The organism is Lysobacter sp. N42, assembly GCF_004344885.1.
In genome coordinates this window covers 1-16,720 of sequence record NZ_SKFB01000017.1, presented here as the reverse complement: position 1 = coordinate 16,720, position 16,720 = coordinate 1, and the positions used below count along the sequence as shown (strand labels likewise).

Annotated in this window: 14 protein-coding genes, 2 tRNA genes and 1 other RNA gene; 12 read left to right on the top strand and 5 right to left on the bottom strand. The window is 67.1% G+C overall.

Annotation, left to right across the window (positions count from 1 at the left end):
- Positions 1-199: 199 nt before the first annotated feature.
- Positions 200-1,501 carry a DEAD/DEAH box helicase gene (locus EYQ95_RS17820; RefSeq protein WP_132328807.1) on the top strand — a complete coding sequence of 434 codons (1,302 nt, stop codon included), beginning with the start codon at positions 200-202 and terminating at the stop codon, positions 1,499-1,501.
- A gap of 704 nt (positions 1,502-2,205) precedes the next feature.
- On the top strand, positions 2,206-3,546 hold the full coding sequence (locus EYQ95_RS17815) for a hypothetical protein (protein ID WP_132328805.1): 1,341 nt from the start codon (positions 2,206-2,208) through the stop codon (positions 3,544-3,546).
- A 120-nt stretch (positions 3,547-3,666) separates the two neighbouring features.
- On the opposite strand, the gene EYQ95_RS17810 is transcribed toward EYQ95_RS17815, so the two are convergent.
- Positions 3,667-4,515, bottom strand: a complete 849-nt coding sequence (locus EYQ95_RS17810; RefSeq protein ID WP_165924774.1) for a WYL domain-containing protein — start codon at positions 4,513-4,515, stop codon at positions 3,667-3,669.
- Positions 4,516-4,647: 132 nt separating this feature from the next.
- Here EYQ95_RS17810 and EYQ95_RS17805 point away from each other — a divergent pair, with 132 nt between their 5' ends.
- The 5 genes from EYQ95_RS17805 (at position 4,648) to EYQ95_RS17785 (ending at position 11,143) form a co-directional block, all read left to right on the top strand.
- The gene (locus tag EYQ95_RS17805) at positions 4,648-7,656 is read left to right on the top strand and encodes a class I SAM-dependent DNA methyltransferase (protein ID WP_132328801.1); all 3,009 of its coding nucleotides are present in this window, start codon (positions 4,648-4,650) and stop codon (positions 7,654-7,656) included.
- Entirely contained in the window at positions 7,653-8,345 is a 693-nt protein-coding gene (locus EYQ95_RS17800; protein ID WP_132328799.1) for a hypothetical protein, read from the top strand. Before EYQ95_RS17805 ends, EYQ95_RS17800 begins: the two co-directional genes overlap by 4 nt.
- Positions 8,342-8,905 (top strand): DUF2026 family protein, encoded by a 564-nt coding sequence (locus EYQ95_RS17795; protein WP_132328797.1) that lies wholly within the window; start codon positions 8,342-8,344, stop codon positions 8,903-8,905. Before EYQ95_RS17800 ends, EYQ95_RS17795 begins: the two co-directional genes overlap by 4 nt.
- A 226-nt stretch (positions 8,906-9,131) precedes the next feature.
- Positions 9,132-10,100, top strand: coding sequence for a DNA methyltransferase (locus EYQ95_RS17790; RefSeq protein WP_243699978.1), 969 nt, complete (start codon positions 9,132-9,134; stop codon positions 10,098-10,100).
- Complete coding sequence (locus tag EYQ95_RS17785) at positions 10,100-11,143, top strand: hypothetical protein (protein WP_132328795.1); 1,044 nt, start codon at positions 10,100-10,102, stop codon at positions 11,141-11,143. The genes EYQ95_RS17790 and EYQ95_RS17785 overlap by 1 nt, the downstream gene beginning before the upstream one ends.
- 136 nt (positions 11,144-11,279) lie before the next feature.
- On the opposite strand, the gene EYQ95_RS17780 is transcribed toward EYQ95_RS17785, so the two are convergent.
- Positions 11,280-11,370: transfer RNA gene (locus EYQ95_RS17780), tRNA-Ser, on the bottom strand.
- Positions 11,371-11,483: 113 nt separating this feature from the next.
- Here EYQ95_RS17780 and EYQ95_RS17775 point away from each other — a divergent pair.
- Positions 11,484-11,888: a DUF6165 family protein gene (locus tag EYQ95_RS17775; protein WP_132328793.1), complete on the top strand. Its 405-nt coding sequence runs from the start codon at positions 11,484-11,486 to the stop codon at positions 11,886-11,888.
- A 3-nt stretch (positions 11,889-11,891) separates the two neighbouring features.
- On the opposite strand, the gene EYQ95_RS17770 is transcribed toward EYQ95_RS17775, so the two are convergent.
- The gene (locus tag EYQ95_RS17770; protein WP_243699977.1) at positions 11,892-12,959 is read right to left on the bottom strand and encodes a glycosyltransferase family 9 protein; all 1,068 of its coding nucleotides are present in this window, start codon (positions 12,957-12,959) and stop codon (positions 11,892-11,894) included.
- A 15-nt stretch (positions 12,960-12,974) separates the two neighbouring features.
- Between EYQ95_RS17770 and EYQ95_RS17765 the strand changes: the two genes are divergently transcribed.
- The 3 genes from EYQ95_RS17765 (at position 12,975) to EYQ95_RS17755 (ending at position 14,824) form a co-directional block, all read left to right on the top strand.
- Positions 12,975-13,712, top strand: a complete 738-nt coding sequence (locus tag EYQ95_RS17765; RefSeq protein ID WP_132328791.1) for a 3-deoxy-D-manno-octulosonic acid kinase — start codon at positions 12,975-12,977, stop codon at positions 13,710-13,712.
- Positions 13,709-14,470, top strand: coding sequence for an MBL fold metallo-hydrolase (locus tag EYQ95_RS17760; protein ID WP_132328789.1), 762 nt, complete (start codon positions 13,709-13,711; stop codon positions 14,468-14,470). Before EYQ95_RS17765 ends, EYQ95_RS17760 begins: the two co-directional genes overlap by 4 nt.
- Before the next feature lie 72 nt (positions 14,471-14,542).
- On the top strand, positions 14,543-14,824 hold the full coding sequence (locus EYQ95_RS17755; protein ID WP_132328787.1) for a hypothetical protein: 282 nt from the start codon (positions 14,543-14,545) through the stop codon (positions 14,822-14,824).
- A 344-nt stretch (positions 14,825-15,168) separates the two neighbouring features.
- On the opposite strand, the gene ffs is transcribed toward EYQ95_RS17755, so the two are convergent.
- Both ffs and EYQ95_RS17745 read right to left on the bottom strand, forming a co-directional pair.
- An RNA gene (ffs, locus tag EYQ95_RS17750) (signal recognition particle sRNA small type) lies at positions 15,169-15,265 on the bottom strand.
- A 52-nt stretch (positions 15,266-15,317) separates the two neighbouring features.
- Positions 15,318-15,410: transfer RNA gene (locus EYQ95_RS17745), tRNA-Ser, on the bottom strand.
- Between the two features lie 154 nt (positions 15,411-15,564).
- Here EYQ95_RS17745 and dnaX point away from each other — a divergent pair.
- On the top strand, positions 15,565-16,720 hold a 1,156-nt coding region (dnaX, locus tag EYQ95_RS17740; RefSeq protein WP_132328785.1), incomplete at its 3' end, for a DNA polymerase III subunit gamma/tau.

Genomic DNA, 16,720 nt, shown 5'->3' with positions numbered 1-16,720 from the left:
TTCAGCGCCTGGCATCGCCGCATCGCGGCACGCTTCCCAGGTTTCTTTCGCGGCCCTCGCGACAGTCATCCCGCACGATTTACTCGGCGCCGACACGCACCGGAGCTTCCGGCGCGTCATCCATCCTTCTCGCGGCGCGGTACGGGAAAGCTTCGAGTCGATCCACGGCATGCCGTGGCACCTGCCTTCGGAGATTTCCATGACCCAGACGACCTCGACCTTCGAGGCCCTCGGCCTGTCGCCGGCCCTGCTGCGCGCCCTCGCCGAGAACGGCTTCAACCAGCCCACCCCCATCCAGCAGCAGGCGATCCCGCTCGCGCTGGCCGGCCACGACGTCCTCGGCGGCGCACAGACCGGCACCGGCAAGACCGCCGCGTTCGGCCTGCCGCTGCTCAACCGCCTCGGCAAGGCCACGCCGGTCAACGGCCCGCGCAAGCCGCGTGCGCTGATCCTGGTGCCCACGCGCGAGCTCGCGGTGCAGGTGAGCGACAACCTGCGCACCTATGCGCGCTACCTGCGCATGTCCATCGGGGCGATCTTCGGTGGCGCCGGCATGGGTCCGCAGGTCGACCTGTTCCGCCGTGGCGTCGACGTGCTCGTGGCCACGCCGGGCCGCCTGATCGACCACATGGACCGCGGCAGCGTGAAGCTCGACGCGATCGAAGTGCTCGTGCTCGACGAGGCCGACCGCATGCTCGACATGGGCTTCCTGCCCGCGATCAAGCGCATCCTCGGCAAGCTGCCGAAACAGCGCCAGACGCTGCTGTTCTCGGCCACGTTCGAGGCGCGCATCAAGCAGCTCGCGCTGGAGTTCATGCACGACCCCTACCAGGTGCAGGTGGCGGCGAACAACACGATCGCCGAGACCATCGCGCACCGCGCGCACCCGGTCGACGGTTCGCGCAAGCGCGACCTGCTGGTGAAGATCCTCACCGAGCGTTTCGAGGACCAGGTGCTGGTGTTCGGTCGTACCAAGCACGGCTGCAACCGGCTTGCCGAGCAGCTGGAGGAGGCCGGCCTCAAGGCCGTGGCGATCCACGGCAACAAGAGCCAGGCGCAGCGGCAGAAGGCGCTGAACGCCTTCAAGGCGGGCAAGGCGCGCGTGCTGGTGGCCACCGACGTCGCCGCGCGCGGCCTCGACATTCCCGACCTGCCGCTGGTCATCAACTACGAGTTGCCGATGGTCGCCGAGGACTACGTCCACCGCATCGGCCGCACCGGGCGCAACGGCGCATCGGGCGAGGCGCTTTCGCTGGTGGGCATGGAGGAGGGCCCGCTGCTGGCCCAGGTGCAGAAGCTGTTGCGGCAGGAGGTCGAACTGGTCACCGTCGAGGGCTTCGCGCCGGCACGGCCGCTGCAGCTGACGGGCGCCATGCCCAACCCGCGTCGCAAGGCGGCCCACCGGCCGCATGGCGCCGCGCCCAAGCGGCATGCACATGCCGGCCCGAAGCAGGGGCCCTCGCGACGCCGCAGTGGCGGGCGGCAGGGCTCGGCCGGCTGACGGCCGCGCTCGCGGATATGCAGGTAACGGCCCCTTCGGGGCCGTTTTCGTTTGCCGTGTGCGTTCACCGCCCGGCACGCGGATGCGCAGTGCCCGCGGGGAGTCTCGGACGGTCGGCAACGCCTTTCCTGCCGCTTTGCCGAACACCGCGACGGACTGCGCCACATGCCTGCGTGGGACATGAAAAAAGGCCCCCTTGCGGGCGAGCCGTTCCTTCTAAGTGTTGATGATCTACAATCGCCCCCTTCCGAACAAAGGAGGGGGCTTCTTTGCCGAAGCGTGGGGAGCCGTCAGGCGAACTTCTACCGATCGCCGCTGATGGTCTACAGGTAAACACCTGTAGGAACACGGCGTGCGCAGCTTTCGGTCTCCCCCCAGTCCCTCGCACCGAAGAAACAGCCGCCGGCCTTCCGAAACGTCGGGGCCGCCCCGGTCAGCTTGTCACCCATACTTTCACCGGCAGGGAAGATCGGCGAGGCCTAAGTTGCCGCCAGTGCGGCCACATCAGCTCCCTCAAGAGCAATCTTGGCGTTCAGGAGGAACTGGCGCGGGCGCGTGGCTATCTGGAGGCACCATCGCTCCTTCAGTGCGCAAACGGCGACTGCGATTCCCGGAGGACCGGGGAGCCCAGCTTTCAGAAGTTCGGCAAGACGAAGAGTGGTTCACCACGCGTTCGTTGCCGAACGTGCGGCCGAACCCAGTCGATGCCGGTGGCGCCCACCTGGCGACAGAAGGCCGCCGACAAGAACGAGATCCTTCTGTCGCTACTGGTCAACAAGGTGCCCATGCGACGCATCTTGGAAGTGGCCGGGGTTGGCCCGCAGACGCTGTATCGGAAGATCGAGTTCTTCGAGCAACAGTGTCTGGCGTTCGCAGCGGCGCATGAATCACGGCTACGCTCGATGGAGTTCGGGCATGTTGACCTCGCGACGGACCGTCAGGACTACCTGGTCAACTGGGGCTCCCATCTCAATCGCCTTAGCTTCATGGTTCGGGCCGTGGCCACCGCAGAGCGGAGATCCGGATTTGTCCTTGGGATACATCCCAATTTCGACCCAGGGATCGGTGCCGTCGAGGTCGAGCACATGGCGCGTCTGAATGGGGACGTGGCGCGTGAGCCCTACGCGCGACAGCGGCCCCGTTTCTGGCTCCTCTCCGACTACGCACGAACGGCTAATCGGCGTGAAGAGAACGCCGCGCGTTCCGGGGCCGAGGTTCAGGACCAGCGAACCCGAGCCAGGTCATTTGATTCGGCAGACCCGTTTGACGAACACTTTGTGCAGACTGCGCCGTCCCGCGGCGTTCAGATCAGGCAGGAGTACGTTCTGATGGCCCACTTCCTGCTGCTTGAAGAGTTCTTTCGTGGAGCACGGCGGATCACCCTGTTCATGGACCAGGATGCGGGACTGCGCACCGCAGCCTTGGTCGGGTTCAATGAGCGTATCCGTCGCGGCGAGCTTGAGGCATTCCACGTCAGGAGTGAGAAAGAGCTGACGGTCGATCAGCGAGACCAGTCTCTGGCCCGCTCGGAACGGGCACTCCAGCAGTTCATGACCAAACACCCTGGCCTATCCAGGACAGACGCCGCCGTGCTGTGGCTGAAAGAAGTGATCACGGGCGTTCTAAAGGACGGCAAGAATCCGACCCCTTGGGCTCAGCACCCTTTGTGTGACCGGGCGGAACCCGGGAAATGCATCAGTTTGCTCACGGTCCGCGCGCAGAACGACCCAGCCCTTCTGGCGAAAGCGGCACTCACGGCAGGGCTAAAGCCCATAGACAGATTCTTCATGTCTATCCGCCGCCGAATCTCACTTCTAGAACGCCCAATCAGCACGCCCTCAAACGCGCAGCGTACGTGCCACATCTATGCTCCCTACAACCCGGCAGTGGCCTGCCAACTCTTGAACATCTTCCGCGTGATCTACAACTACCACTTGGGCGGCGCCCAAGATAAGTCGACACCTGCGATGCGGCTTGGACTGCTCGATCGGCGCATCTCGCTCGCAGAGATCATTGGAACGCCCCGGAGAACGTCCGGCGGCTGATCGTCCGGGTGCCAAAGGCGTTCGGAACCGGCGGGAGTTCAGCAGACCATGGTCGTGCGAGCACGTCCATCCTGACGCGATGCTGCGGCGTCAAATGCATATTGGCCGCCTAAGGTCGCCTCAGGGGTCTGGGAAGCGATGTCGCTCCACAAGACTCGGATCCGCCAGCTCGAGGAACGGCTTGCGGTCCTTGCTGTCCAGTCGGTGCAGGTGCAAGAAGTAGGGAACCAAGCAGGTGCGCAGGGATAGCGTCCACTTTTCTTTGCCGGCGCCCCCGGACATGCCGTATTCCCGTGCAATGGCCTGGCGCTGCGGACCCGAGAGCCGACCGGCCGGTTTCACCTCAAGCTCGACTCGTGAGGTCCACTCTGCATCGCGCTCGGGAGCGCCTTCAGGACAATCCTGCGTCAGGGATGCTTTCACGGTCAGCCGGGACAGGACGAAATCCCTAAACGACCCCGCATCTAGGTCATAGGCCCGGGCGTGCCAGCGCGTCCCGCTAAACACTAGGGCGTGCGGCCAGAGGGAGTGCTTCGCAGGCTCTGGCCGGCGCATCGACTGGTAGACGACCTCCAGCCCGGTACGGTCGGTTATGGCTCGGGTGATCGCCTGCAGGGTCTTGGCGTCCACGCCGCCGCAGGTGAGCGGGACCACATCAGCCTCGGTGGGCGCCGGCATCCCCGGCAACCGCACGTCGCCGCTGTCACACACCATCCGCAGCATCGCCAAGTACTCATCCGCTGAACCAGAGGCGTACTGCGGCCGGAACTTTGCCGTGGGCAGGTAGCGCTTACGCGAAAGGTCGTACGTGAGGTTGTGGGGATGTCGGCCCGTGTAGAGCTTGAAATCCCGACTGACGTGATTCTCGGTCACGCCGAACATCTCGACCAGACGCTGTCGGTGCACCGCGCCTTCCCACACGACGACCGACTCCAAGAAGCGCAGCCGCAACCGCTGGGCAGCACTCATGTCCGGGGACGAGCGACGACGACGGGTGGCGTTTGGCTGGCTGTTGGCCGATGGCATGGATTATGTGTACCACCTGCATAGTCATGTTGGCAATTATCTTGCGCAGCATGTTGAAAAGGGCTACGGTGGGTTATGGCCGCCAACCGCCCCGCCGCGCTGATCGATCGACTCGGCTTTCAGGACCTCCCGGAGGCCCTGCACCTGCGTGACCGCGCGGTAGATCGCGCCCATCCTTACGCCGCCGAGCTCTCACGCTTGTTGGAGGCCGAGCCATCGGTCCTGGGCGTTTACGACGTGGACGGCGTGCCGGCGGTATGCCTGGTGGCGGGCGACCCCGGTCAAGGCGGCTCCGCTTACGACGCCTTGCGAGCGCAGCTCTGGAACCAGGGCCTTGTCTCGCTGTTGCTGGTGGTCGGCCGGGACGCGGTGCAGGCCTGGCCGATTCCGCCCAAGCTCATGCCGGGCCCGGTGGTCGATGCCGATCAACTCGACCGGTCCCACGCCTACTCTGCCTACGGCGTTCGTTCGGATGCCCTGCGGAGCCTCCACCCGGACTGGTTCAATCCACGCGCCCGGGTCGACAAGGTGCTGCTGCGCAACCTGACGTTGGCCATCGACAAGCTGGTGGCGGGGCGCTCCCCCTCGGCGCTGATCGATGCGCAGCACCTGATGGCGCAGGTCCTGTTCGTGTCCTACCTCGAGCACCGTGGCCTGATCACGGCCAGCTTCCGCAAGGAGAAGGGACTACGCCCCTTCGATGTCCTGCTCGCGGAGCGTGACCAGGCCGGCCTCGAGCGGCTCTTTGCCGAACTCAAGACCCGGTTCAACGGCGACTTCCTCGCGCCTACGAACAACCAACTATCTTGGTCGCGGCTGAGCGAGGCCCAGTTTGCCGTGCTCGATCGGTTCCTGAAGCAGGACGACCTGGCCGGAGGGCAGCAGTCGCTGTGGCCCTACGACTTCCGTTACATCCCCATCGAGCTGCTCTCGGGTCTCTACGAGACGTTCCTCGCAGAGCGCAAGAAGAACGATGCCGCGTACTACACGCCCCGCCATCTGGCGCAGTTGGCAGTGGACGAGGCCTTCCGTGGCAGGGCCCGGCCGGAGGATGAAGTCGTCTGGGATGGCGCCTGTGGATCGGGCATCCTGCTCACGGCCGCTTTCCGTCGCATGCTGGGCAGTGCCGAGGCGCGGGCGGGTAAGCGGATGGGCCTTGCGGAGCGCAGCCGGCTGCTGACCAGCCACATCTTTGGCGGCGACATCAACGCTGCCGCCTGCAAGGTGACGGCCTTCAGCCTCTACCTGTGCTTGCTCGAGGACTTGCCCGAGCCACCGCGCACCAAGCTGCCGGAGCTGTTGGGAAGCAACATCTTTGACCAGTCCCACCACGGCGACTTCTTCTCGACCAAGCACCCCATCGTCAGTGGGAAGGCGCCTCGGCCGACGATCGCCATCTCCAATCCGCCTTGGCGCGAGCCCGCCGGCTCTCAGGGCAAGCAGGCCTATGAGACGTGGTCGAAGGCCCGCAAGCTCAAGATCCCGCTCCGGCAGATCGCGACCGCGTTTGCGTTCCGCGTCGCCGAGCTGGTCGAGCCGGGCGGGCGGCTGTGCCTGATCATGCCCGCGGGCGCGTTCGCCCGGCCCCAGCATCGCAAGTTCCTGGAGCGCTGGCTGGAAGAGGTCCGGCTGACCCGCCTGATCAACTTCTCCGACCTGCGCCTGCTGCTCTTCCCCGGCGCCAAGCATCCGTGCATGGTCGTCGTGGCCGAGCCCGCGACCGCCGATGATGCGAGCATGACACGGGTGCCGCCGAGCTTTGAGTACGTCACCCCCAAGGCTGACCTCGGCCTTCTGTACAACCGCTTGGTGATCCACGCCAGCGATCGGCGGACGTTGCTGCAGTCCCAGCTGAGCCTGAACCCGCGCCTCGTCCAGGGCCTGTACTGGGGCTCGGAGCGTGAGCTGGCGGAGGTCGAGCGCCTGCGCCTGCAGGGCACCATCGGGTCTGTGATCGCCCGGCATGAGGGCGCCAGTGGTGGCGGCTTCCACATGACCGACGGGACCAAGGCGATCTCGCCTGGCTTCCTGCGCCAGTGGCCGCACATCGACGCCAACTCCCTCCCGGGGACGGGCCCCGCCCTCCCCAAGCACTGCCTGCAGCCGTGGCCGCGGGAGCTCTCCCAGATTGCCAGTCGTGGCGACCGCGCCCTGTACGAAGGGGCGCGTGTCATCGTGCCCAATGGCATGACGGCCCACCATCGGATCCGGGCTTTTGCCGTTACTGAACCGGCGTCGATCACGAACTCGTGCTCCGCGTTGCGGTTGGGTGTTGGCGGCGACGCGCTGGCCAGGTTCGCGGCCGCGTACCTGTGCTCGCGCTTCGGCGCCTACCTGGCGCTGCTCCTCGCGCCCTCCGCGGTGATGGAGCGCACGCAGATCAAGCACGGCGAGCTGCTGGAGCTGCCCTTCCGCTTGCCCTCGCAGCATTCGGATCCTGAGCGTGCCCAGGCCATCGTCAAAGAGGTGGCTCGATGGGTGGCCAAGGCTGAGAAAGCCACCTTGACCGCGCCCAGCGAAGACCTGCCTCAGGAGATCGAGGAGCAGATCCAGGAATATTTCGAGATCAGCCCGACGCTGAGCGTCATTGTTTCGGAGGTCGCCCAATTGGTGCTGCCCAACCTGCAGCCGACCACAATCGAGTCGGTGTCATCGCCCCTCTCGCGTGCCCCGACCCTGGTGGAACTGCGGCGGTATGCCGCCACCCTGGTCGCCGAGCTTGAGCGCAGCCGTCGTCAGCTCGATGGCATGGGCGGATTCGAGACCCAGGTGGATGTCTGGAACCCCGGGCAGATGGAGGGCTTGGGTCGGGTTTCCATCACCGTGCGCCCGCAAGGCCGTACCAGCAAGTCTGCCGTGAGCACGGCCGCCGTGGACGCACTGCTGTCCGATCTTCGCCAGCACGGGCTGCTGGCCGGCGTACTCGACGGGGGACTGGCGCTGCGGGGTGATGTCTTGGTTCAGGAGGGCGCCACCATCCACTTTGCCAAGCCATTGGTTCGGCGCCTGTGGCTTACGTCCGCGGCCCTGGACGATGCGCTCAAGATCGTCCGGCATGTCCACCAGTCGGCGCAAATCGCATGACCGTGGTGAACCCGTGGTCTTTGGTGCTGCCGATCTCTCGCGCCGAGCAGATCGTCGAAACCCTGGTGAATGCTTTTCGGGAGATCGCGGACGCTCCCGCGCCTGATGTCAGCTTCGATGACGGTGAAACGGCCATCTCGAAGCGGCTGACCCGTCATCTACAGACGCTGCTGCCGGACACCCTGGTCAGCGGCTTCTGGGACTTCGAAGTCTCCACCGTGAAGTCCGACATGAGCGACAGCCGGCGGCTGGACATTACCTACGGCACCGTGGTCCAGGACACGCACAACGTGCGCTTCATCTTCGAGTGCAAGAAGCTCTACGGGGTGACAGACACGCGGGCCAAGCAGTATCGCCGTCGGTACCTAGAGGAAGGTGTTCGCCGGTTCGTCATCGGAAGCTACGCCCCGGATCAGCCAGTTGCCTTCATGATTGGATACGTTGACCCCAAAGGCGTCGGCGCCGTCAAGGCGACGACGGCCTCCATGGCGCAAGGCAATGCGGTCATCGAGCTGGGGCTGCGCGCCTACGACAAGGGGCGCTACCACGAAGCACCGCCGCGCCAGTTCGCAAAGCATGCCGTCATGGAGACGCATCACCTGCGATCGTTGCCGCTGCGTGACATCACCCTCTATCACCTCGAGCTGAGATTCCCGACTGAGGGCAAGGCAAAGGCGAGGAAGCGATGACCCCTCCGCTGTCGCAACAGGACTACGAACGCCTGCACGGCGTAATGCGTGCAGTGCTGGACGGCGCCGGCGCCCACACCACGCAGGCATGCCTGTTCTTCTCCGTCGTGGGCGGCTACCTGCTGGAGAAGTACCACAAGCTCAACACGACTCCGCTGGCAGGCGCTGCGCACTACGGCCTGGGCGGGGATCCGCCCACCGTCCTTACCTTCGGCCGCTTCGAGGACGATGTTCTGGTGAGCGATCGGGCCGCCTTTCACGCTTGGATCCAGGTCGGCGACTGGGCCATCGATCTGATGGCGCCCATTTTCCCGGAGAACGCCGCAGAGCGTGGGATACGTGTACCGGTACCCCGACGGTCGTTCCAGCGCCACGTGGATACGATGGCATCGACCCTTGAGGACCTTGAGGTCGCCGACACGTTTCTGCTGGTTCCCGATGCACCCCTTACCAACGCACTCGTTTCGGCATCCCTTCGCCGGCCCGCCACCGCGGATCTCGCGAACGTGTGCGCCACATGGTATCGCCCGTATCCCCAGCCCATGGACGGGCACCTCTAAGAACCCCCTCGCTCGCACCAGCAGCCTTCAACAGAGCGCTTTGCTGACGACGCCAAGCTGATCCTCTGGTGACGGCCGGGCGCCGCGGGTGATGCGCTTGCCAACTGTTTCCCTGGAGGGGACCTGGTAGACCGGCTTTCGCCGGACCGCCGTTGCCACGTTTGATAAGCTCGATCCGCACCCTGCGCCGCGAACAGCCCTGGGAGTGACCACGATGAGGAAGTCTGTGAAGACCAAGAACCGCAAGGAAGCGGCCACCAAGGTGACCGCCACGTCCCGCCTGAAGCAACCCAAGGCGGCCAAAGCCACTACGGAGCGCGAAGCATTCCCGGTTGCGCAGCCGGCGCCTGGCATCGAGCTGGTGCTCGCTGATGCACTGCAGTGGATGGCCGAGCGGGACGAGAATTCGGTGCATGCCATCGTCACCGATCCGCCGTATGGCTTGATCGAGTTTGACGAGCGGGAGCACACGAAGCTCCGAAAGGGAAAAGGGGGTGTCTGGCGCATTCCCCCGAGTTTCGACGGCAGCAAGCGCAGCCCACTGCCACGCTTTACCGTCCTTACGCCGGCCGATCGGGAGCGCCTTACCAGCTTTTTCGCCGCCTTCGCCTTCCAGGCACAGCGAATCCTTGTGCCCGGCGGCCATCTGGTCATTGCGTCCAATCCGCTGGTGTCGTCCACGACCTTTGCCGCCATTGAAACGTCGGGTCTGGAGAAGCGCGGCGAGCTGATCCGCATCGTGAAGACGTTGCGGGGCGGTGACCGGCCCAAAGGGTCGGAGGTCGAGTTCGCTGGCGTCTCGGTGATGCCTCGGTCTAGCTGGGAACCCTGGGGTCTGTTCCGCAAGCGCATCAGCGAGGCGACCGTCGCCGACAATCTCCGGAAGTGGGGAACAGGCGGGTTCAAGCGGCTGAGCGCGGACGAACCCTTCCGCGACATCGTCGAGGCGGCGCCAGCCCGGGACGTTGAGCGCGCCATCGCGCCCCATCCGTCCATCAAGCCCCAGAAGCTCATGCGGCACATCGTGGGGCACGTCCTGCCGCTGGGTAAGGGGGTCGTATACGATCCGTTCGCGGGCAGCGGATCCACGTTGGCGGCTGCCGCGCACCTCGGGGTCAAGGCCATCGGCACCGAGCGCGATGCGCTGTACTTTGCGATGGCTGCACAGGCGATCCCCAAGCTGGCTGCTCTTTAATGCCCAAGGCACTACCTCCCAGCGCTGCCGCGATCCTCGCCGAGGTCACCGCCAACTTCTCTGCGGGGCAGCGGCGACGCTTTCTTCCTGGCCTCTTGATCGCGTTCATCAACTTCCTTCGCGAGCTGCACGCGCTGGACGGTCGTTTCGCCTCGTTGGATGATTTCCACGTCATCTACCCCCGAGTGACCAAGCGGGGCACTGGCGCGGCCATCAACACACTGGTCGTCAAGCGACCCGACGGCGGGACGCACAGCATCCGCGGGCACTACGACGCGGCCGCCAATTGGTTCCGTGCAGACCAGAAACGCTTCGACTACCCCAGCTCCGCGCCCCACGCGACCCAAGCGTGGGGCGACTACGTTCACTGGCTCAACGCACTGCTGCAGTTGTCTACAGCCGAGGCCGATCAGCTGGTAGAGGCTGCGAAGCAGTTTGTGCTTGACGCGCTGCCCTCCCAAGCCATCGACGCTTCCACCATTCGCCGGCAGCCGCCGCGCTTCCTGTGGTTCCTGGAACGCTTCGACATGAGCGTGCAGAAGGGAGAAACCTCGGGTGCGGCCTATCAGGGCACCGTCTTTGGCTACATCCGCGCCGATGCACCCCATCTCCAGGTCGAGGTCGGGAAGGTCCGCACCGGCTCCAAACGGGAGAAGCGGGTCGGCGACATCGATGCACGGGACGGAGCGGACCTCGTTCTGTCTGCGGAGGTCAAACAGTTCACAGTCGGAACGGGCACCTTGCCGGACCTTGCGGAGTTCGCGCACCTGATTGCCGAGCATCAAGCGCTCGGACTCGTTGTGGCATTGGATTTCGACCCTGAGGCGTCCGAAGCGCTAGTCCAGATGGGTCTCAAACCACTCTCACGCGCTGATCTCGTCGAGCGGGTGCGAATCTGGGATCCCCTCAAGCAGGAGATCGCCATGAACGCGGTCCTCTATTACGTGGGCTTCCGAGAGCAGAGCAGTGCGCTATACGAGCGCGTGCGGGCGTTCATTGCGGCCGTAGAGGCGGAAGCCGCCGCCGGGCCCGCCGCAAGCTAGTTCGGCTCCGGCCGCATAGGCCTTCTCAAGATCAGCTACCCTCAAAACAACGCCGGCCAGCGTGTTTAGCGCTGGCCGGCAAACCTTCAACACTTAGAGGGAACGGCTCGCCCTTGCGGGAGCCTTCTTTCATGTCTGGCGGAGAGGGAGGGATTCGAACCCTCGGTACGCTATAAACGTACGCCTGATTTCGAGTCAGGTACATTCAACCACTCTGCCACCTCTCCGGAGGGGCGTCCGCCGACGGGCGACGGGCCCGGAATCATACGGCGGTGCCGTCCGGGCGACAAGGGCGGAGGGCGGGCGGGTAGACTGTCCGGCCCGCATTCGAGGCGCCGCCATGTCCGAGATCCAGGTCCCCGTGTCCTTCGGCGAGCTGCTGGACAAGATCGCGATCCTGCAGATCAAGTCCGAGCGCATGAAGGACGAGGCCAAGCTGGCCAACGTCCGCCGGGAACTGGCCGCGCTGGAGCGGACCTGGATGGCCCATCCGGCCGCCGGCCACGACATCGTCCGCCTGCGCGCCGAGCTCAAGGCCGTCAACGAGCGGCTCTGGGAGATCGAGGACGACATCCGCGTCAAGGAGAAGCGGCAGGAATTCGATGCCGAGTTCATCCGCCTGGCGCGCGCGGTCTACTTCGAGAACGACGAGCGCGCGCGCATCAAGAAGGAGATCAACCTCGCGCTGGGCTCGGCCTACGTCGAGGAGAAGTCCTACGAGGACTACCGCCAGCCGTCGGCCTGAGCCTCAGGCGCCGCGCGGGCCCGGATGGTCCATGACGAAGCGCTCGAACGCCGCGATCGCGTCGTCGACCGTCACCAGGTCCATGACGCCCTCGTGCTCGATCTTGGTGCCCCACCCGAGTTCCGGCGCCGGGCGCCCGCGGAAGCGGCGCGCGGCATCGTCGTAGCGGTCGACGCAGTAGCGGAGGTCGCTGTAGGGGCCGCTGCGCGCCGGATTGCTGGCCGCGTGCAGCCCCAGCACCTTGGTGCCCATGGCGTTGGCGATGTGCATCGGCCCGGAGTCGGGCGTCATCACCAGGTCCGCGCGTTCGAGCAGCGCGGGCAGCTGCTTGAGCGTGTCCTTGCCGATCAGGTCGAGCACCGGCGAGCGCATCGCGGCCTTGATCTCATCGCCCATGCGTCGCTCCAGCTCGCTGCGCCCGCCGCAGAGCACCACGCGCCAGCCGCGCGAGGCGGCATGGTCGGCGACCGCCGCGTAGCGCTCGCTGCGCCAGTTGCGCAGTACGTGGCTGGAGCAGGGCGAAACGAGCAGGGTGCGTGTGCCGTCCTCCGGCCACTGCGCGGCGGCCCAGGCGCGCGCTTCGGCGGGTACGGGCAGGTCCCAGCGGACTTCCCGGCGCCGGATGCCGAGCGGCTCGGCGAAGCTGCCGATCGCGTCGAGCACGTGGATGCCCGGCCGGTCGGCGATGCGTTCGTTGACGAAGAGCCCGTGCAGGTCTTTCGAGCGCGAGCGGTCGTATCCGATCCGCCGGCGCGCGGATACGAAAGCCGAAAGCAGGTTCGCGCGCGCGGCCACCTGCATCTGCAGCAGCACGTCGAAGCGGCCGCCGAGCTCGCTGCGCAGCGCGCGCATGCCGGCCAGGCCGCTCTTCTTGTCGTATTCGACGAAGCGCACGCCCGGCAGGCCGTCCAGGAGCCGCCGCTCGCCGCGGCCGATGATCCAGGTCAGTTCGGCCTCGGGCAGCGCCTCGCGCAGCGTGTGCACGAGCGGCAGCACGTGGGTGACGTCGCCGAGCGCGGACAGGCGCAGCAGGCAGATGCGCGCATTGCGGCGAAGCGGGGCTGGGGTCACTGCTAGACTCCGGGCATGACGCGCGAATGGGCCGGGGAATCACGCATCGAACTCGACGGCCCGGCCGGCCGTGGCGCGATTGTGTTCGACGCCGAGCGCGTCGAACAAGCGCGAAGGGAATGGTTCGACCCGGCATGGTGGGGCGAGCGGGCGCGGCCCGTGTCTGCGGGTGGACGCGGGGCGGCCTGGTTCGTCGAGGCATCCTTCGGCCACGTGGTGCTGCGTCACTATCGCCGCGGCGGCCTTGCCGCGCGCGTGAGCCGCGACCGCTACTGGTGGAGCGGCGAGTCGCGCGTGCGCGGGGTCGCCGAGTTCCGCCTGCTGCGCGAGGTGGCGCGGCGCGGCGTGCCGGTGCCGGCGCCGGTCGCTGCCATGTACGTCCAGCGCGGCGCGCACTACCGCACCGCCATCCTCGTCGAACGCATTCCCGGCGCGCGCACGCTGGCCGAGCTCGCGATCGAGGGCGATGCGCCGTGGGACGAGGCCGGCCGCCTCGTGGCGCGCGCGCATCGCGCGGGGCTGGACCATGCCGACCTCAACGCCGACAACATCCTCTTCGATGCGCAGGGTGCGGCCTGGCTGATCGACCTCGACCGCGGCCGCCTGCGTGCGCCGGCCGAAGGCTGGCGCCGCTGGAACCTCGCGCGCCTGCATCGCTCGCTGCTCAAGCGCCGCGGCGTGCGCACCGCGGCGCAGGTCGATTCGGATTTCGAGACACTGGTGAAGGCCTACGAACGGGAGTGGCAGGCATGAGCGCAGGCTGGACGCTGCGGTTGCATGGCGTGGGCAACGCATCGGCCGTCGAGCTCGGCTCGGCGATGGCGACGATCGAGCGCGATGGTGCGCCCTGGCTCACCATCGACTGCGGTGGCGAGGGGCTCACCGCGTTCCAGCGCACGTACGGGCATTCTCCGCGGGCGCTGTTCGTCACCCACGCGCACTTCGACCACGTGGGCGGCTTCGAACGCCTGTTCGTCGATTCCTACTTCGACCCGGCCTGGCGCGGGCGCGTGCGGGTCTACGTGCCGGCGCCGCTGGTGCCGCTGCTGCAGCAGCGCGTCGCGTCCTACCCGAACGCGCTCGCGGAGGGCGGTGCGAACTTCTGGGATGCGTTCCAGATGGTGCCGGTGTCGGATGCGTTCTGGCACGAGGGCCGGCGGCTCGACGTGTTCCCCGTGCGCCATCATTGGCCCGACACGGCCTTCGGGCTGCGCCTGCGTGGCAGCGTGGTCTGGACGGGCGACACGCGTCCGATTCCGGAGATGCTCGCGCGGCATGCCGATGCCGATGAACTCGTCGCGCACGACTGTGGCCTGCACGGCAACCCCTCCCACAGCGGCATCGACGATCTCGAGCGCGAATACCCGCCGGCGCTGCTCGCGCGCTGCCTCCTCTACCACTATGCGAGCCCCGCGGATGGCGACGCGCTGGCTGCGCGCGGTCATCGCGTCGGCCGGCCGGGCGAGGTGGTGCTGTTGCGTGAACCGACCGCGATGGCCGCGGCGTCGTAACCGGGCGCGATGCTCGCGCGGCGCCGACACCACGTTCCCTAGATTCGTGCCGACCCGATCACGGAGACACCAATGTCCAGACGCCGCCGCCACGTGAGCGTGTTCCTGACCGAGCCCGGCCGCCTCGAGCTGGCGACGCTGCTCACCCCATGGCTGCGGGTGGGTGCGCCGTACGGCGCGTACGTCGAATGCCGCAAGGTGCATCTGGAAGGCGACTACGCCGAACTCGTGCTCGGCCTGGAATCGGAGGAGGAGCACAGCGTCGACGTGCGCCTGAACGTGCCGCACCACTTCGTGGCCGCGGTGCTCGAGGTCTCGGACGAGGACGCCTTCACGGCGCTGTACTCGGGCTGAGCCGAGGGCCGCGGCCTGCGCCGCTGCGTAACGTCGGCGCGCGTCGCGCCGCGGCCGCCCGCGGACCTTGAGCTGTCCGCAAGGCCGATGACCCCCACGGCTGGCGTGGGCGCCCGCATCGCGCCGCGGTGGTCTTCGCCTGCGACATGCGCTGCAACGCGCCGCCGCGCGCCACGCCGCACGCTTGCAGGCTTTCGGGGGTGCGGAAATGGCGATGACCCCGCCGGCTGGCCTCGGCGCCCGCATCGCGCCGCAGTGATCTTCGCCTGCGACATGCGCTGCAACGCGCCGCCGCGCGCCACGCCACACGCTTGCAGGCTTTCGGAGGTGCGCAAATGGCGATGACCCCGCCGGCTGGCCTCGGCGCCCGCATCAGTCGATACCGTTGCTGCCTTCCGGCCCTGGCGGGGTTTTCGACCTAGCGTCGCGAGGGGCCGACGGGGCCACCATGGAGACTTGCTGGGGTGACGCAGGCCACGGCGTGGCGGTGATATGGCGGAGAGAGGGGGATTCGAACCCCCGAGGCGGGGTTTAGCCGCCTACACACTTTCCAGGCGTGCTCCTTCAACCACTCGGACACCTCTCCGCACCTGGGCCTGGGCATGGCGTCCGGCCGCGCTCAGGGCCGGTGATTCTACGCCGGGGCACCCCGCAGCCACAAGGCGCGCACGGGCTGCGACGGGGCTCTGGCACAATCGCCCGACCTCGCCGGAGACCCCGGCGGCACGCGTCGGAACCGAATGTCCTACCTCGTCCTTGCCCGAAAGTGGCGCCCGCGGCGCTTTTCCGAACTCGTCGGGCAGGAACACGTCGTTCGCGCGCTCACGAACGCGCTCGACAGCGGCCGCGTGCACCATGCCTTCCTGTTCACCGGCACCCGCGGCGTGGGCAAGACCACGATCGCGCGGATCTTCGCCAAGAGCCTGAACTGCGAGCGCGGCACCTCGGCCGACCCCTGCGGCGAGTGCAATTCCTGCCGCGACATCGATGCCGGCCGCTTCATCGACCTGTTCGAGATCGACGCCGCCAGCAATACCGGCGTGGACGACGTGCGCGAGGTCATCGACAACGCGCAGTACATGCCCAGCCGCGGCCGGGTGAAGGTGTACCTCATCGACGAGGTGCACATGCTGAGCAAGCCCGCGTTCAACGCGCTGCTCAAGACGCTGGAGGAGCCGCCCGGGCACGTGAAGTTCCTGCTGGCCACCACCGACCCGCAGAAGCTGCCGGTGACGGTGCTGTCGCGCTGCCTGCAGTTCAACCTCAAGCGGCTGGACGAGCAGCAGATCTCCGGGCAGATGACGAAGATCCTCGGGGCCGAGGGCATCGGCTTCGACGAAGGCGCCATCCGCCAGCTGGCGCGCGCGGCCGACGGCTCCCTGCGCGACGGCCTGTCGCTGCTCGACCAGGCCATCGCCTACACGGGGGGCACGCTGTCGGATACCGGCGTGGCGGCGATGCTGGGCACGGTCGACCGCAACCGCGTGGGCGTGCTGCTCGATGCGCTGGCCCACGGCGACGGTGCCGGGCTGATGGCGGGCATCGCCGGGCTGGCCGAGTTCTCGCCGGACTGGGATGACGTGCTGGAGTCCGTGGCCGAGGCGCTGCATCGCATCCAGGTGCGTCAGCTCGTGCCGGCGGCGGAGGTCGAGGCCGAGGCCGAGGGCGTCGACGTGGATGCCATGGCAGGCCTGCTGCCGCCCGAGCTCGTGCAGCTCTGGTACCAGATGGCGCTGGCCGCGCGCCGGGACCTGCCGTATGCGCCCAGTGCCCGCGCGGGCTTCGAGATGGCGCTGCTGCGGATGCTCGCGTTCCAGCCCGCCGGTGGCGAGGGTGCGCTCGATGGAGGCACGCAGGATCGCCGCCTGCGACGTGCCGTCCTCGTTGACGGTACCC

Bases quoted from the DNA above. Each gene is read 5' to 3' on its own strand.
- EYQ95_RS17775 (WP_132328793.1), top strand. From the start codon at position 11,484: ATGTCCGAGATCCAGGTCCCCGTGTCCTTCGGCGAGCTGCTGGACAAG.
- EYQ95_RS17785 (WP_132328795.1), top strand. From the start codon at position 10,100: ATGCCCAAGGCACTACCTCCCAGCGCTGCCGCGATCCTCGCCGAGGTC.
- EYQ95_RS17800 (WP_132328799.1), top strand. From the start codon at position 7,653: ATGACCGTGGTGAACCCGTGGTCTTTGGTGCTGCCGATCTCTCGCGCC.
- EYQ95_RS17765 (WP_132328791.1), top strand. From the start codon at position 12,975: ATGACGCGCGAATGGGCCGGGGAATCACGCATCGAACTCGACGGCCCG.
- EYQ95_RS17815 (WP_132328805.1), top strand. From the start codon at position 2,206: ATGCCGGTGGCGCCCACCTGGCGACAGAAGGCCGCCGACAAGAACGAG.
- EYQ95_RS17805 (WP_132328801.1), top strand. From the start codon at position 4,648: ATGGCCGCCAACCGCCCCGCCGCGCTGATCGATCGACTCGGCTTTCAG.
- EYQ95_RS17755 (WP_132328787.1), top strand. From the start codon at position 14,543: ATGTCCAGACGCCGCCGCCACGTGAGCGTGTTCCTGACCGAGCCCGGC.
- EYQ95_RS17795 (WP_132328797.1), top strand. From the start codon at position 8,342: ATGACCCCTCCGCTGTCGCAACAGGACTACGAACGCCTGCACGGCGTA.
- EYQ95_RS17810 (WP_165924774.1), bottom strand. From the start codon at position 4,515: ATGAGTGCTGCCCAGCGGTTGCGGCTGCGCTTCTTGGAGTCGGTCGTC.
- EYQ95_RS17760 (WP_132328789.1), top strand. From the start codon at position 13,709: ATGAGCGCAGGCTGGACGCTGCGGTTGCATGGCGTGGGCAACGCATCG.
- EYQ95_RS17820 (WP_132328807.1), top strand. From the start codon at position 200: ATGACCCAGACGACCTCGACCTTCGAGGCCCTCGGCCTGTCGCCGGCC.